Source organism: Ruegeria sp. G5, assembly GCF_056533365.1.
This window is the reverse complement of the sequence record NZ_JBQFOK010000001.1, coordinates 442,700-456,913: the sequence shown is the minus strand read 5'-3', so window position 1 is coordinate 456,913 and position 14,214 is coordinate 442,700. Positions and strand designations below refer to the sequence as shown.

Sequence of the window (14,214 nt, the reverse complement as noted above, 5' to 3'; positions counted from 1 at the left end):
TTGATAATCACGTCACAAACCGAAACGCGCGTAAGCGGCACGCTCCTCAAGCCCGGCTATTGCGTCTTGCGCCAATGAGGCGCCAAACCGTGACCAGAAGGGTTTGCGCAACCCATAACGGCGGAATTTAACTTTGTCGCCAAACCGCGCCTGCAACATCGGTTTCAGATGCGCGATGCCGTCGATCAGCCCAAGCTCTTGCGCGCGGCGCGCCAGCCAGATTTCTCCGGTGAAGAGATCCTGACTTTCATCCAGCTTGTCGCCGCGACGCGCTTTGACATGGCGGATAAAATTGTCGTGAATATCGGCCAACAACCCCTCCAGCCGCGCGACATCCTCTTTCTTTTCCGGAGAGAACGGGTCGAGCATGGATTTCGACTGACCCGCAGTGTGTACGCGCCGCTCGATACCCTGACGCTTGAGCAGAACATGTGCACCAAACCCTGATGAGATCACCCCGATCGAGCCCAGCACCGAACTGTCATCGGCGTAGATCTCATCGGCAGCGGCGGCCAGCCAATACCCACCCGATGCAGCAACATCCTCGACAAAAGCGATGACAGGTACGTTCAAATCCTCAGATAACCTGCGGATTCGCGAACCAATGAGTGAACTTTGAACAGGTGATCCGCCGGGCGAATTGATCTCAAGCGCGACGGCGACCGGTTTTCCTTTTCGGAATGCCTTCTCAAGAACGGGCGCCAAAGACGTATCTGACATCGACCCGCGCCCGGCCATTCCGATTGCTCCGGACAGGCGAACAACTGCGACGCAAGGTTGCTTTTTGATGAAGGGCAGGCTGAGTTTCATGGGTGCCGATGTAGAGTGCGGCCAACAGGTAAACAAGGGACGGGTTGAACGTTAGATGCAGCGGAAACACATTTCCCGGCGTCAACGGGCAAAAATGCAACGCAGGTCAAAGCCTAGCTCCGGATGCGCCAACCCGTTTTGAATATCCATCCAATGATCCCCAGACACAGTCCCGTAAAGGCGACAATAGCCAGCAGGCTGAACCCGATCGGCACATCCGCAAGCCCATAAAACGACCACCGAAACCCCGAGATCAAATAGACCACTGGGTTGAATAACGTGATCGTCTGCCACACGGGCGGAAGCATCGAGATCGAGTAGAATGTCCCCCCCAGAAAAATGAGCGGTGTAACGACAAGCTGAGGCACCAAAGACATCTGTTCAAAGTTGCTGGCCCAGATACCTATTATGAACCCTAATAATGAGAAGCTGAGACAGGTCAGCACCAGAAACGCGACCATCGCAACCGGGTGTTCGATCCGCAGATCCACAAAGAAGGTCGCCGTGATCAGAATAACCACACCCACAAACAGCGACTTTGTCGCGGCGGCGCCAACGTAACCAATGACGATTTCGATAAAATTGACCGGAGCCGATAGTAGCTCGTAGATCGTTCCCAGAAATTTCGGGAAATAGATCCCGAAAGACGCGTTCGAAATGGCCAGCATCACCACCGACAACATGATCAGGCCCGGCACGATGAATGCGCCATATGATACGCCTTCGACCTCTTGTATGCGACTGCCAATGGCCGTGCCGAAAACGACAAAGTAAAGCGAAGTCGACAAAACCGGCGACAGGAAACTCTGCGCCAAAGTGCGAAAGAACCGGGCCATTTCGAACCGGTAGATGGCGGCAATGGCGGTCCAGTTCATGTGGAATCTCCGGAAACCAGATTGACGAAAATCTCTTCTAGGCTGGACTGCCGGGTCTGAACGTCCCGCAAAACCAGACCGGCGTTAGCCACATCGTTCAACAGCGTCGTAATGCCGGTACGATCCGCATGCGTGTCATAGGTGTAAACCAGAACGTCCCCGTTTCCGTTCAGCGTCAGATTATGGGCTGAAAGACCGGGCGGAATGACCTCAATGGCCTCGGTCAGCATGACTTCGATCTGTTTCTTGCCCATCTGCGCCATCAGCGTGTCCTTGTCCTGCACCAACAGCAATTCACCCTGATCGATAACGCCGACACGGTCGGCGATGGCCTCGGCCTCTTCAATGTAATGGGTGGTCAGGATAATGGTGACACCAGCCTGTTTCAATTCGGCCACGATCTCCCACATGTCCTTGCGCAGCTCCACATCGACACCTGCGGTCGGCTCATCCAGAAACAGTACCCGCGGTTCATGCGCAAGGGCTTTGGCGATAAGCACCCGGCGTTTCATCCCGCCGGACAATTCCTTGATCGCGCTCTTGCGTTTGTCCCACAGCGACAGTTTGCGCAATATCTGCTCGAGATGCGCGTTGTCGGCCCCATACCCGAACAGCCCCCGCGAAAACCGCACCGTGTTCCAGACCTTTTCAAACGGCTCCAGTGCGATCTCTTGCGGCACCAGCCCGATCATGCGGCGAGCTGCTCGAAAATCCGTCTGAATGTCGTGGCCTCCAACCGTAACGGTCCCTGATGTCGGCGTGGTAATTCCACATATCGTCGAAATCAGCGTTGTCTTTCCCGCGCCATTCGGACCCAGTAGCGCCAGTATCTCGCCTTGCTCAATGTCGAGTGACACGCCTTTCAGCGCCTCGAACCCTCCGGCGTAGGACTTCCGCAATTCTCTGATAGACAGAATAGTCGACATTCACTTTCCCCGTTCTGGCCGCGACACTACCTTGGCGGCACCACGCCGAACAGGCCCATTCCTCTCTTTCGACTTGATAGGCCTTCAGATCGCACCTTGGGTGCGCTGGACCCAACAGCAGCAGAGGATGAGGAAACGCTGATCCCCCAGAGAAATCCCGCGAATCCGCACTTGCATTTTCAAGACCAGCCCAAGAACCTGCCAAAAAGGAGTGGCAAAATGCTGAACGGTTTCCGCGTTGTCGAATTCGAAGGGCTGGGTCCGGGACCATTCGCCGCAATGCAGTTGGCCGATATGGGTGCCGACGTGATCACCATCCACCGCAAAGGTCAGCCTGTAACCCCCGGTATGCCGGAACAGTCTATTTTGGACCGGGGCAAGCGTTCAATCGCGCTTGATCTCAAAGACCCTGACGATCTGGAGGTTGCGGGCTATCTGATTGCAACCGCCGATGCCCTGATCGAAGGTTTCCGCCCGGGTGTGATGGAAAAGCTGGGCCTCGGGCCAGACGCCTGCCGCGACCTGAACCCAAAACTGGTCTACGGTCGCATGACTGGCTGGGGTCAGGAAAGCCCGCTATCCGCGTCTGCCGGCCATGACCTGAATTACATCGCGATGTCCGGTGCCCTGTGGTACGCGTCTGCCCCCGGCGACACGCCCCAAACACCCGCCACACTGGTCGGTGACATAGGAGGAGGCGCAATGTACTTGGTGACAGGCCTCCTTGCCGGGTTACTCAACGCCCAACGAACGGGCCAAGGCACCGTCGTGGATGCCGCAATCTATGATGGCTCGGCCCATATGATGAACCTGTTGATGAGCATGCGCCAAACCAACAACCTGTCCGAAACACGCGGACACAGCCTGCTCGACGGCCCACACTGGAGCCGAACATATGCCTGCGCTGATGGCGGGTTCATATCCGTACAATGCCTTGAGCCGAAGTTCTATGCGTGCTTCCTGGCCCTTCTCGACCTCGACAATGATCCGGAATTTGCCCGGCAATATGATCCCAATGTATGGCCACGCTTGACAGAAAGACTGACGCTGATCTTTGCGTCCAAACCAAGAGATGACTGGGCAGCATTATTCTACGGCACCGATGCCTGCGTGGCGCCCGTTCTCTCCCCCAATGAGGCGCAAAACCACGCTATGAACGCCGCGCGTCAGGCCTGGGTCGACAACGATGGAAATATGCAGGCAGCGGCAGCTCCGCGCTTCTCGGCCTTCGAATGGCACCCGCGACATAGCCCCAGGCGCGGGGAGCACACGCAAGAAATCCTTTCAGAACTCCGAAACAAAGGCTGATCCGCCCCTTCATCTGGCTAAAAATATCCCGGGGGATGAATTGGCCAAAGGCCAAGAAGGGGGCTGGCCCCCTTTTTCCTAGAGGCCTCGCACCGTATCAATCATCAGTTTGACATTTTCCGGGTCCGCATCCGGAGTGATCCCATGACCCAGGTTGAAGATATGCGGCCCCTTGGAAAACGCCTGAACAATTTGGCGTGTCTCGTCAACCAACGCCTGCCCACCTGTCACCATATGAGACGAAGCCAGATTTCCCTGCACACACCCGTCTACCTGCACATTCTGCGCGGCCCAGTCCGGCGAGACTGAGTTATCAAGTGCCACACAATCCACACCGGTTGCTTTGGCAAACCCGACATAGCCTTTGCCCGCCTCACGTGGAAAACCGATTACAGGAATGCCTGGATGACGCTCTTTGATGGCCTGGGTGATCACGCGGCAAGGCTCAACGGCGTATTTGGTAAATGCCTCACCTTTCAGGGAACCCGCCCAGCTGTCGAATATCTTGACCACTTCGGCACCGGCTTCGATCTGGGCTGACAGGTATTCAATCGTGGCCAGCGTGATCCGCTCCAGCAATGCTTCGAACAGAGCCGTGTTTTCTTCACGCAACGCATGTGCTGGCCCCTGGTCCGGCGTGCCCCGACCCGCAATCATATATGTCGCCACAGTCCAGGGCGCGCCCGCAAACCCGATCAGAGTTGTCTCGGATGGCAACTCACGCGAAAGAATGCGGACCGTTTCATAGACAGGCGACAGAGTGTCGTGAATGGAATCGACCGGTTTCAGCGCATCGAACTCTGCTTGCTGAGTGATGGTAGAGAGGCGCGGCCCCTCCCCAGTAACGAACCAAAGATCGGCCCCCAAGGCCTGCGGCACCAGCAAGATGTCCGCAAACAAGATCGCGGCATCGAACCCATAGCGACGGATCGGCTGCAAGGTTACCTCAGCCGCAAGCTCGGGATTGTAACAAAGCGAAAGAAAGTCACCGGCCTGAGCACGCGTGGCACGGTATTCCGGCAAATAGCGTCCTGCCTGCCGCATCATCCAGATCGGTGGCACATCCTGCACTTCACCCGCCAGTGTCCGCAGCAGCTTTTTCGTTTCGGCCATCTTTGCCCCCAATCATCCGGTTTCCGTCACGGGTCATCTTTCGGCGGCAATTTGTCAAGCCATGCCCCCATTGTCAGGGCAATGTGACGCGACTAAAGCTGGGCACATGACGTTGACCCTGCCCTCCCCCGACTCACCGCTCAAGATCGGCACGCGCGGATCGCCTCTGGCGCTCGCACAAGCCTATGAAACCCGGCAGCGCCTGGGGACCGCTTTTGACCTGCCTGAAGATGCGTTTGAAATCGTCGTGATCAAAACCACGGGCGACAACCGCGCCATGATCGACGCGGACCGTCCGCTGAAGGAAATCGGTAACAAGGGCCTGTTCACCAAGGAAATCGAAGAGGCGATGCTGCGGGGCGATATCGACATCGCAGTACACTCCACCAAGGATATGCCGGTTGCACAGCCGGAAGGTCTGATACTGGACACGTTCTTGCCGCGCGAAGATGTGCGCGACGCGTTTATCTCTCCCACCCTCAGCTCAATCCACGACCTGCCTCAAGGGGCTGTCGTTGGGACATCATCGCTGCGCCGTCGGGCGCAGTTGCTGAACCGGCGACCCGACCTGAACGTGGTTGAGTTTCGGGGCAACGTGCAGACTCGTCTGCAAAAGCTGGCCAATGGCGTCGCTGATTGCACCTTTTTGGCAATGGCCGGGATTCGTCGCCTGGATATGGCTGATGTTCCAGCCACGGCCATTGCACCCGAAGATATGCTGCCTGCAATCGCCCAAGGCACAATCGGCATCGAACGGCGCGTCGACGATTCCCGCGCAGCGGGAATGCTTGAGGCTATTCATCACGACGAAACCGGCCAAAGACTTGCCGCCGAACGGGCGCTGTTGGCTGCTTTGGATGGCTCTTGTGAAACGCCAATTGCGGGATTGGCAGAAATCTCCGGTGGGCAACTGCGCCTGCGCGGCGAGGTGTTGCGCCCGGACGGGTCCGAGGCGATTTCCGAAGATCTCACAGGTGCCATTGAAGATGGCACAGCTATGGGCCGTGATATGGCTCAAACACTGTTGGCCAAGGCCGGTCCCGGCTTCTTTGATTGGAGAAATTGAAGAAAAATTCACATAATGTGAACTACTTCACTGCCGACCTCGCGATCATCGGGCATTAAGGTGGCATACCGATTGAGAAGTCGGGTTGGTCTCGAAAAAGTCGAAAGTTTGTAAGTCTGTCCGTTTTTTAAGTGGTATTCGAGGGGGCGAGACCCATCCCTGAGATCCGATCAGTAAGGGCCGCTGTCACTATCTGACAGCGGCCCGTCTCTTTTGTGCTGACAACTTAGCTGGCGATCACCTGCACTGCCGTCTCGATCGCGTCCCGCGTCTGCTGCAGGTCGGCTTCGGTCACGGCGAGTGATGGGTAAAGCTTACCCGGAGATTTGAAGATACCACTCGCCCGTAAGCTGTTGTTATACGCCGCGTTACGCTGGGGGTCGTCATGCCGGGCACTGCGATAATCGCGGCATGGGGCGTCCGTAAAGTAAATATCAAACAGGGTTTCATCACCGCAGACCTGATGCGGAATACCCGCTTCAGTCAGCGCGTCCACCTGCATCTTTTGCAGCGCTGCGCCAGTTTCCCGAAGCAGGTCGTAAACCCCGTCGCGCCGCAGCACTTCCATCGTCTTCAACCCCGCGACCGAAGCAACGGGGTTGCCCGACAAGGTCCCTAATTGCATTAACCACCCGCCTTCTCCGACCTGGTCCTTATCGAAATGCTTCATGATATCTGCGCTTGCGCCCAGTGCCGCCAGTGGAAAGCCGCCACCGATGATCTTGCCAAGCGTGCAGATGTCCGGTGTCACGCCATATTTTTCCTGCGCGCCACCATAGGCCAGGCGGAACCCGGTCACGATCTCATCAAAAATCAGCAGAACGTTATGCTTGTCGCACAGATCCCGCAGGCCCTGCAGGTAGCCGGGCAACGGCGGGATGATCCTTTGCAAAGGCTCGACCATGATCGCGGCAATATCTTGATGTTCGTCCAGCAGCGCCGCGACGGCATCGAGGTCATTGAAGGGCGCGATCAACATCTGCTCGGCCACACTGTCGGGAATACCCGCACTGTCGGGCACAGCTTGCGGGAAATTGACCTGCCGGCTGGGGGCAAGGCTCATTTGCGCCTCGGCGCTCATGCCGTGATACCCGCCTTCAAACTTCAGGATCTTGTTGCGGCCCGTATATGCCCGGGCCAGTCGAATGGCGTACATATCCGCCTCACCGCCCGAGGCTACAAAACGCACCTGCTCGCAGCAGGGAACCGCTGCGACGATCGCCTCTGCCAGTTCGACACCTTTGGCATTGTTGGCAAAGAAGGTCATCCCTTTGGGAAGTTGTTCAAGCACCGCTTCCATGACTTCCGGGTGTCCATGGCCCAACAGCATGGGGCCAGAGCCGATCAGATAGTCGATGTATTCGTTGCCATCCTCATCCCAGACCCGACTGCCATCGCCTCGGGCAATGATGATACCGGGGTCGAAATTGCCGAACCCTCCGGCGGGCAGAACTTCGTTCGCGCGGCTGATCCATTCGGATTGAGTATTGATCTTGAGCATCTCACACGATCTCCAATATCGGGGAACCAAGGATGTCCAGATCGGGCGTAACGCCCAGACCGGGACCTTCAGGCGGAGAAATCCTGCCGTCTTTTCGGGTTGGCGCATCAGGGCAGATGCGCGGTGAAACATAGGAAGACAGATCGCAGGTATTCAACAGTGACCCAACCGGGGTCGAGGCTGCAAAATGCAGCGAAGCTGCGGTAACGACATCCGACCCCCACGTGCATTCAGCACAGATTTCGGCCCCCAGATGCACGGTCAAATCACGCGCACGGCGCATTGCTGACAACCCGCCAAACTTTGAGAGCTTAAGCGCCACGGCGTCCATGCACCCCAGCTCGTGCGCCCTTAATAGCGACGCCAAATCATGCGCGTTTTCGTCGATCTTCATTGGCAGACCTGTGGCCTGTCGAACCGCCGCGCAATCTTCGAGCGTTTTGCAGGGCTGTTCCAGCATCACATCCAGATGCGCCACCGCGCGACCTGTTCTTGTGGCCTGCAGACGTGATGCGCCACAGTTCCAGTCGCCGTATACCAGCGGTCCATGACCCACGGCTTCGCGCACTTTGATCAGACGTTCGGCATCAGCTTGCCAATCACCCTCGACCCCCAGCTTGACCTGAAATTGCCGTATGCCCGTTTGATACGCCGTCTTTGCGATCCGCGCCATATCGTCCGGAGCAATGCAGGTAATCGAGTGGTAAAGGGGCATATCCTTGCGCGTTCGCCCGCCGAGCAGCGCGTAAACCGGTTGTCCCGTAGCTTTGCCAAACAAGTCCCACAGGGCGATATCAACCGCGGATTTTGCGTAGCGATGACCTTGCAGGAACCCATCAAGCTTGCGCATCGGCGCATCCGCACCGAACGGGGACATGCCAAGAACCTCAGGCCCCATTTCAGCGACTGCGGCCGGAACACCATCGGCATAGGCCGGCAGGTAATGGGGAATTGGGCAAACCTCTCCCCACCCTTTCAGGCCGGTATCCGTTTCAAGGCAAAGGACGTGTGATTTGACCGTCGCACAGGTCTTACCCTCGGCCATGTGATAGGTCTCATGGCTGGTCAGATCCGTCGACCAAAGGGTAATCCCGGATATCTTCATTTCAGTTCCATCTCGACAAAAGACATTGGTGCGGCTGCATTATTGATCACGTTGTGTTCGACACCTTCATCCCGGCGATAGGCCGTTCCGGCCGGGACGGTCACCTCGTTGACCGACCCATCGGGCAATTCCAGACGCATATGGCAGTCCGTAATCGCGGTGATCACATAATCCATCTGGTGACGGTGCCACCCGGTCTCTGCACCCGGTGCAAAGTCGAACCGTGTCACGCGAACGCGGGCATCGTCGACCAATTGTGTCGCGACAGCTTGGGGTCTCATATCCTGTACTCCTCAACCGGTGCGCCAAGGCTTGTGAAATCGGGGGTTACACCCAACCCCGCACGATCTGAGGCATAGAGCTTTCCATCACGCGAAACAGGCCCGCCGATACCGGTTGACCGCGTGTTGTAATTCATCAGATCCGTGGTGTTTTGCAGGTATTCCTCGTGCGTAGAGGCCGCGAAATGCGCGACAGCCGACGTCGCGATTTCCCCGCCCCAGGTGTCTTCGCTGACCACGGGAAACCGGTTCTCGACCAGATAGTCACGCACGCGCCGGGCCTTACTCAACCCACCGAGGTTCGAGATTTTCAGGCAACAGATTTCGGCCCCACGATCGGCGACGATGCGTTGGGCCATCTGCATGCCGGTCACGCATTCATCCAACTTCATCGGCTGCTCGGCGACACGGCGCACTTGTTGGCATTCTTCATAGGTCCGGCAGGGCTGTTCCAGGATATAGTCCAGATCACGCGTCGCCCGCGCCACCCGGATCGCGTTGTCCACACGCCAGCCCTGATTGGCGTCCGCCATTGCTTTTTCCCCCGGCTGCAAAAGCGGAACCGTTGTTTTGATACGCTCAATATCCGTGACCCAATCGCCACCGACCTTGACCTGAAACTGGCGGTAGCCCTGATCTCGGTAGGTGTTCATTTCGGCCACGGTCTCATCCACGGCTTTCTGTGGTGCGACACGATACATCGGGGCCCCATCGGTCAGCTTACCGCCCAACAGCATCCAGACCGGTTGATCACAGGCCTGCCCCAGAATGTCCCAGCAGGCGGCATCGAACGGCGCTTTGGCGTATCCATGCCCTTGCACCAGATGATCCATCAACTGTTCGACCCGCCCGACTTGACGGGGGTCCTCGCCCAACAGTTTCGGGGCGACCAGACGCGCTAGCGCTCTTACACCCTCGGAATGGGCCACCATGTAGTTCTCGCCACAGGGCGTGAACTCACCACAACCCTGCAGACCCGCATCAGTATCTATTACAACAACTGAGGCAGTGGCCGTTTCTATGGCATTTCCCGCCCCCCAGACATAAGCGCCGCCCACATAGGGCAACCCGGTCTGATAGACACGTATGCGGGTGATCTTCATGCTGCATCCATCTGGGGTAATGCGCCCAGCCCGTCACCGCGCCACAGCACATAGGTCAGGATGGGACGATCTGTCGTTGTCATCGCGTGACTTTGCCAACTGGCGTGCAGGCGGGTTTGGTTGGGTTCAAGGTCGGCCTCATTTCCCGCAACCTTGAACCGCGCTCCGCCCGACACAATCAGGTACAGTTCCTCGGCTTGATGGCTGTGCCAGTCATAGTTCAGCCCTTCGCCCCAAAACGCGACGTAGCCGCGCAATGTGTTGGTCCTAAAATGCCCCGTCGGACCAAACAGCTCATAGTATCCAAACCGGTTCAGGAAATCCGCGCCAACCTCATCCTCGGTATAGGTCAGCTTCCAGTGTGCCAGATGTGCCGTCGCTTTGATCGCTTCGGCCAGCGCTCTGGTCGGCGCATCGTCTGTTTCGATCGCTTGTACCAGCGGAACCGCAGGGATCGGGTTCGGAGGTAATTCAGCCGGTTGCAAATCTTCGGGCCACTCCCCGAATGCGCACAAATCAGGGTGTGCGTGGTGCAGCTGTTGCGCGGCTTTTAAAACGTCATCCATATTCATGGGATCACCACAATATTCCCGGTATGTTTCTTGGCAATGAAAGCTGCCTGCGCCTCGCGCAGCTCCTCTAAGGGGTAAGTCGCTGCGAGGGCGGGTTTGATCTCTCCACCCTCGATATATTTCACAAGGTTCTGCATGACCTGAGGGTCGATCACCGTTGAACCTGTGAAGGTCAGGTCACGCAGATAGAAAGTACGCAAGTCGAACTCGACAATTGGACCCGCGATGGCGCCTGAACATGTATACCGGCCGCCGCGCTCGAGAACGTCGATGAGTTTGGCCCAGTAGGGGCCGCCAACTACATCCGCCACAACAGTGATCTTTTCGGTTCCAAGTGCAGTTTTCAGGTCATCTGGTGCGCGTGGCAGGATCAGGTCGGGGCCCAGTTCCGCCACATCTGCGTGTTTTGCCTCGGACGCCATCGCAATAACACGCGCGCCGCGTCGTTTGGCCAGCTGAACCAACGCACCGCCCACACCGCCCGAGGCACCGGGAACCAGAACTGTATCTTTGTCGGTGACGTTGGCTCGGGTCAGCATGCCCTCAGCCGTGGAATAGGAACATGAGAACGTGGCCAGTTCTGCGTCGGACAGGTCCGAGGCGATTGGTACAGCGTTAACTGCCAAGGTCGTGGCGTATTCTGCAAACCCCCCGTCCCGCTCGGATCCGAAGTAGCCGGTCTTGTCCATGTTTTCGGGATCGGCAGGATCGCGCAGCCAGCCATCGGTGATCACCCGCTCGCCAATGCGGTCGTTATCCACGCCCGCTCCGACGGCGACGATTTCACCGCAGATATCCGCACCCTGAATGCGCGGGAAGGTGATCGGGTTGCCGCCCCAGGTCGGGTCTTCTTCCCCGACCTCTTCGAACGCGCCGCCGGTGGTCGCGTCGGTCACGGTTTTCGAGTACCAACCCGAGCGCGTGTTCACATCGGTATTGTTCAAACCGCAGGCGGCCACCTTTATAAGCACCTCACCGGCGGCCGGTTCGGGGCGGGGCCAGTCCGGATGAAGAACCATCTGCTCCAGACCGCCATGGCCCATTGTGACCATGGCTTTCATTGTATCCGGCAGAGACATCAGGCGGTCTCCAATACGGCGTCGGTTCTGGGCAGCAGACTCTGCGGGTCATAGGCCGGCTCGCCCAGCACTCGCGCGGCGCGTGGCGTCCCGTGGATCACAACCTCAAGAGATGTACCTGGCGTAGCTGCTTCGGGTTTGATGTAGGCAAACGCCAGAATTTTACCGACCGTATGCCCGTAAACCACCGACGCTGTCGAGCCGACGACGCGACCGTCCATCATGACGGCCTCGCCACCATGGCCGTCAATCTCGCCATCCGGTTCGATTTCCAGATAGGCGCAAACCCATGGCATATCGGTATTCAGGGTCTTGGCCTTACCCAGATAGTCCTTGTCCGTGCGGGCAAAGCGCAACACGTCGGCCTCGGCCAGAGTGACCTCGTTGGTCAGTTCTCCTGCGCCTTTAAAGCCCTTCTCCATCCGCATCACGTTCATGGCAAAGCTACCGTAGTCGCTGATACCATGCGGCTCACCCGCCGCCCAAAGCGCGTTGTAAACATCGAGACAGGCGGCGTTCGGCATGTGCAACTCCCAACCCAGCTCGCCCGCGTAAGACATACGGAAGGCCCAAACCTGATGACCCGCGATAGTGATTTCCTGCGCAGATAACCAGCGGAACCCTGCATTGGTCAGATCGGTATCGGTGCAGCGTGCCAGAACTTCGCGCGCGCGGGGCCCGTTCAGCGACAAGGCTGACCAATCGGACGAAAGGGCGACGATGTCGACAGAATTTTCGTCGAAAATTCTTGCCCCGCGCAAGTGATCCAGCAAGCGCTGTTCGAAGAACGCGGCGCAGACCAGATAGAAGCGATCTTCGGCCATGCGGACAATCGTGGTCTCCAGCTCGATGCGGCCCCGACGGTTTAGCATATGGGTCAGGGTGATTGAGCCAACCTTTTGCGGCATCCGGTTCGCGGTCAGGTGGTCCAGCAGCGCATAGGCCCCCGGACCCGAGACCTCGACCTTGGTAAAGGCCGTCACATCCATGATGCCGACACGTTCGCGCACCGCTTTGACCTCGGCCGCGACCATGTCGTCGGCAGGGGTACGGCGGAAGGAATAGTGGTCGCGCTGCTCGACCCCGCCGCGGGCGAACCAGCGGGGGCGTTCGAACCCATAGACCTCTTCATGCACCGCGCCCTTGGAGTTCAGCAACTCATACAAAGGTGACGGTTTGATCGGGCGCCCCTCCAACCGGTTGAAATGAGGAAAGGGAATTTCGTGGCGCAGGCAGTAATCCTCCTCGGCCTTGATCACCTGCCAGTCCTTGGTGGCATAGCTGCCAAACCGGCGCGGATCGAACTCGCGCATCGAGATATCGGCCGCCCCGTGCACCATCCAGCGCGCCAGTTCGCGGGTCAGGCCCGGCCCCCAGCCGATACCGATCTGGGTGCCGCAGCAGCACCAATAGTTCCGCACCCCCGGCGCGGGCCCGATCAGCGGGTTGCCATCGGGTGGGTGCGAGATTGCCCCGTGCACATCGCGCTGAATGCCCAGCTCCGCAAAGATCGGCATCCGGTTCAGGCTTTCCTCAAGCCATGGCATCACCCGGTCGTAATCCGCATCGAATAGCCAGTTCTCGTATTCCCACGGACAATGGTCATGCCAGACCGAGTTCGGATTTTCCTTTTCATAAATCCCGATCAGCCCGCGCTGCTGCTCCATCCGGATATAGCCCGAGACCTTACGGTCATCGCGGATCACCGGCAGTTCTTTGTCCAGATTCTGGAATTCGGGCACCGGCTCGGTCACGAAGTAATGGTGCGTCATCGAGGTCATCGGCAGTTGCAGCCCCGACCACTCGCCCATCTGACGGGCATAGGTGCCGCCTGCGTTCACCACATGCTCGCAGGTGATGGTGCCCATCTCGGTCTCAACCACCCACTCGCCGTTCTCGGCCTGCGTGATGTTGGTGGCACGGCAATTGCGGAAGATGCGCACACCCTTCTGTCGCGCGCCCGTCGCCATTGCCATGGTCACGTTGGTCGGGTCCACATGGCCATCATCCGGCGTGTGCAGCGCGCCCAACACGCCTTCGAGATTATAGAACGGATGCAGTTCGGCCACCTTCTCAGGCCCGACCAGTTCAATGTTGAACCCCAGCGAGCGACCCACCGATAGAGTATGGCGCAGCCAGTCCATCTCATCCTCGGTATAGGCCAGACGGAACGAGCCGCAGCCATGCCATGTCACAGGCTGACCCGTTTCAGCTTCTAACGCGCCAGAGTAAAGCCCGATATTGTAATCCACGCATTTCCCCAGCCCAAAGCTCGAGGTCGAATGCGTGATCTGGCCCGCGGCGTGCCAAGTGCTGCCGCTGGTCAACTCGGCCTTTTCCAAAAGGACGGTATCATGACCCCACCCTTCGTGACCCAGATGGTAGGCCAGACCGACCCCCATAACTCCTCCACCCACAATGACCACGCGGGTGTGTGACGGCAATTCGTTCCCGGACATGATTTTTCCTCTTCCC

13 protein-coding genes are annotated in these 14,214 nt (G+C 58.1%); 2 read left to right on the top strand and 11 right to left on the bottom strand.

The features are described 5' to 3' along the window. Positions 1-12: 12 nt before the first annotated feature. From ACR0BD_RS02230 to ACR0BD_RS02220, 3 genes are all read right to left on the bottom strand, one after another. On the bottom strand, positions 13-810 hold the full coding sequence (locus ACR0BD_RS02230; RefSeq protein ID WP_480695428.1) for a S49 family peptidase: 798 nt from the start codon (positions 808-810) through the stop codon (positions 13-15). Positions 811-923: 113 nt separating this feature from the next. After that, on the bottom strand, positions 924-1,685 hold the full coding sequence (locus ACR0BD_RS02225) for an ABC transporter permease (protein WP_480828655.1): 762 nt from the start codon (positions 1,683-1,685) through the stop codon (positions 924-926). After that, on the bottom strand, positions 1,682-2,611 hold the full coding sequence (locus tag ACR0BD_RS02220) for an ABC transporter ATP-binding protein (RefSeq protein WP_480828653.1): 930 nt from the start codon (positions 2,609-2,611) through the stop codon (positions 1,682-1,684). The genes ACR0BD_RS02225 and ACR0BD_RS02220 overlap by 4 nt, the downstream gene beginning before the upstream one ends. Before the next feature lie 219 nt (positions 2,612-2,830). On the opposite strand from ACR0BD_RS02220, the gene ACR0BD_RS02215 reads away from it, so the two are divergent. Next, complete coding sequence (locus tag ACR0BD_RS02215; RefSeq protein WP_480828650.1) at positions 2,831-3,919, top strand: CaiB/BaiF CoA transferase family protein; 1,089 nt, start codon at positions 2,831-2,833, stop codon at positions 3,917-3,919. Between the two features lie 78 nt (positions 3,920-3,997). Here ACR0BD_RS02215 and hemE read toward each other — a convergent pair whose 3' ends face one another. After that, positions 3,998-5,032, bottom strand: coding sequence for a uroporphyrinogen decarboxylase (gene hemE / locus ACR0BD_RS02210; RefSeq protein WP_480828648.1), 1,035 nt, complete (start codon positions 5,030-5,032; stop codon positions 3,998-4,000). Positions 5,033-5,138: 106 nt separating this feature from the next. Here hemE and hemC point away from each other — a divergent pair, with 106 nt between their 5' ends. Beyond that, the gene (gene hemC, locus ACR0BD_RS02205; protein WP_480828646.1) at positions 5,139-6,098 is read left to right on the top strand and encodes a hydroxymethylbilane synthase; all 960 of its coding nucleotides are present in this window, start codon (positions 5,139-5,141) and stop codon (positions 6,096-6,098) included. Positions 6,099-6,324: 226 nt separating this feature from the next. Here the strand turns inward: hemC and ACR0BD_RS02200 are convergent, their stop codons facing one another. Genes ACR0BD_RS02200 through ACR0BD_RS02170 form a run of 7 tightly spaced genes read right to left on the bottom strand, consistent with a single transcriptional unit; the run spans position 6,325 to position 14,198 of the window. After that, positions 6,325-7,599: an aspartate aminotransferase family protein gene (locus tag ACR0BD_RS02200; RefSeq protein ID WP_480828645.1), complete on the bottom strand. Its 1,275-nt coding sequence runs from the start codon at positions 7,597-7,599 to the stop codon at positions 6,325-6,327. Position 7,600: 1 nt separating this feature from the next. Beyond that, the gene (locus ACR0BD_RS02195; RefSeq protein ID WP_480828644.1) at positions 7,601-8,704 is read right to left on the bottom strand and encodes a mandelate racemase/muconate lactonizing enzyme family protein; all 1,104 of its coding nucleotides are present in this window, start codon (positions 8,702-8,704) and stop codon (positions 7,601-7,603) included. Further along, positions 8,701-8,985: a cupin domain-containing protein gene (locus ACR0BD_RS02190; RefSeq protein ID WP_480828642.1), complete on the bottom strand. Its 285-nt coding sequence runs from the start codon at positions 8,983-8,985 to the stop codon at positions 8,701-8,703. The genes ACR0BD_RS02195 and ACR0BD_RS02190 overlap by 4 nt, the downstream gene beginning before the upstream one ends. Then, entirely contained in the window at positions 8,982-10,088 is a 1,107-nt protein-coding gene (locus tag ACR0BD_RS02185) for a mandelate racemase/muconate lactonizing enzyme family protein (protein ID WP_480828641.1), read from the bottom strand. The genes ACR0BD_RS02190 and ACR0BD_RS02185 overlap by 4 nt, the downstream gene beginning before the upstream one ends. Then, a complete protein-coding gene (locus tag ACR0BD_RS02180) occupies positions 10,085-10,660 on the bottom strand; it encodes a dimethylsulfonioproprionate lyase family protein (protein ID WP_480828640.1) in 576 nt (191 codons plus the stop codon). The genes ACR0BD_RS02185 and ACR0BD_RS02180 overlap by 4 nt, the downstream gene beginning before the upstream one ends. Continuing rightward, positions 10,657-11,739 (bottom strand): alcohol dehydrogenase family protein, encoded by a 1,083-nt coding sequence (locus ACR0BD_RS02175; protein WP_480828639.1) that lies wholly within the window; start codon positions 11,737-11,739, stop codon positions 10,657-10,659. The genes ACR0BD_RS02180 and ACR0BD_RS02175 overlap by 4 nt, the downstream gene beginning before the upstream one ends. After that, a complete protein-coding gene (locus tag ACR0BD_RS02170) occupies positions 11,739-14,198 on the bottom strand; it encodes an FAD-dependent oxidoreductase (protein WP_480828638.1) in 2,460 nt (819 codons plus the stop codon). The genes ACR0BD_RS02175 and ACR0BD_RS02170 overlap by 1 nt, the downstream gene beginning before the upstream one ends. Positions 14,199-14,214: the final 16 nt, after the last annotated feature.

What these genes read in the sequence shown, in the direction of transcription:
- ACR0BD_RS02230 (WP_480695428.1), bottom strand. Translation starts at nt 810, where the DNA reads ATGAAACTCAGCCTGCCCTTCATCAAAAAGCAACCTTGCGTCGCAGTT.
- ACR0BD_RS02225 (WP_480828655.1), bottom strand. Translation starts at nt 1,685, where the DNA reads ATGAACTGGACCGCCATTGCCGCCATCTACCGGTTCGAAATGGCCCGG.
- ACR0BD_RS02220 (WP_480828653.1), bottom strand. Translation starts at nt 2,611, where the DNA reads ATGTCGACTATTCTGTCTATCAGAGAATTGCGGAAGTCCTACGCCGGA.
- ACR0BD_RS02215 (WP_480828650.1), top strand. Translation starts at nt 2,831, where the DNA reads ATGCTGAACGGTTTCCGCGTTGTCGAATTCGAAGGGCTGGGTCCGGGA.
- hemE (WP_480828648.1), bottom strand. Translation starts at nt 5,032, where the DNA reads ATGGCCGAAACGAAAAAGCTGCTGCGGACACTGGCGGGTGAAGTGCAG.
- hemC (WP_480828646.1), top strand. Translation starts at nt 5,139, where the DNA reads ATGACGTTGACCCTGCCCTCCCCCGACTCACCGCTCAAGATCGGCACG.
- ACR0BD_RS02200 (WP_480828645.1), bottom strand. Translation starts at nt 7,599, where the DNA reads ATGCTCAAGATCAATACTCAATCCGAATGGATCAGCCGCGCGAACGAA.
- ACR0BD_RS02195 (WP_480828644.1), bottom strand. Translation starts at nt 8,704, where the DNA reads ATGAAGATATCCGGGATTACCCTTTGGTCGACGGATCTGACCAGCCAT.
- ACR0BD_RS02190 (WP_480828642.1), bottom strand. Translation starts at nt 8,985, where the DNA reads ATGAGACCCCAAGCTGTCGCGACACAATTGGTCGACGATGCCCGCGTT.
- ACR0BD_RS02185 (WP_480828641.1), bottom strand. Translation starts at nt 10,088, where the DNA reads ATGAAGATCACCCGCATACGTGTCTATCAGACCGGGTTGCCCTATGTG.
- ACR0BD_RS02180 (WP_480828640.1), bottom strand. Translation starts at nt 10,660, where the DNA reads ATGAATATGGATGACGTTTTAAAAGCCGCGCAACAGCTGCACCACGCA.
- ACR0BD_RS02175 (WP_480828639.1), bottom strand. Translation starts at nt 11,739, where the DNA reads ATGTCTCTGCCGGATACAATGAAAGCCATGGTCACAATGGGCCATGGC.
- ACR0BD_RS02170 (WP_480828638.1), bottom strand. Translation starts at nt 14,198, where the DNA reads ATGTCCGGGAACGAATTGCCGTCACACACCCGCGTGGTCATTGTGGGT.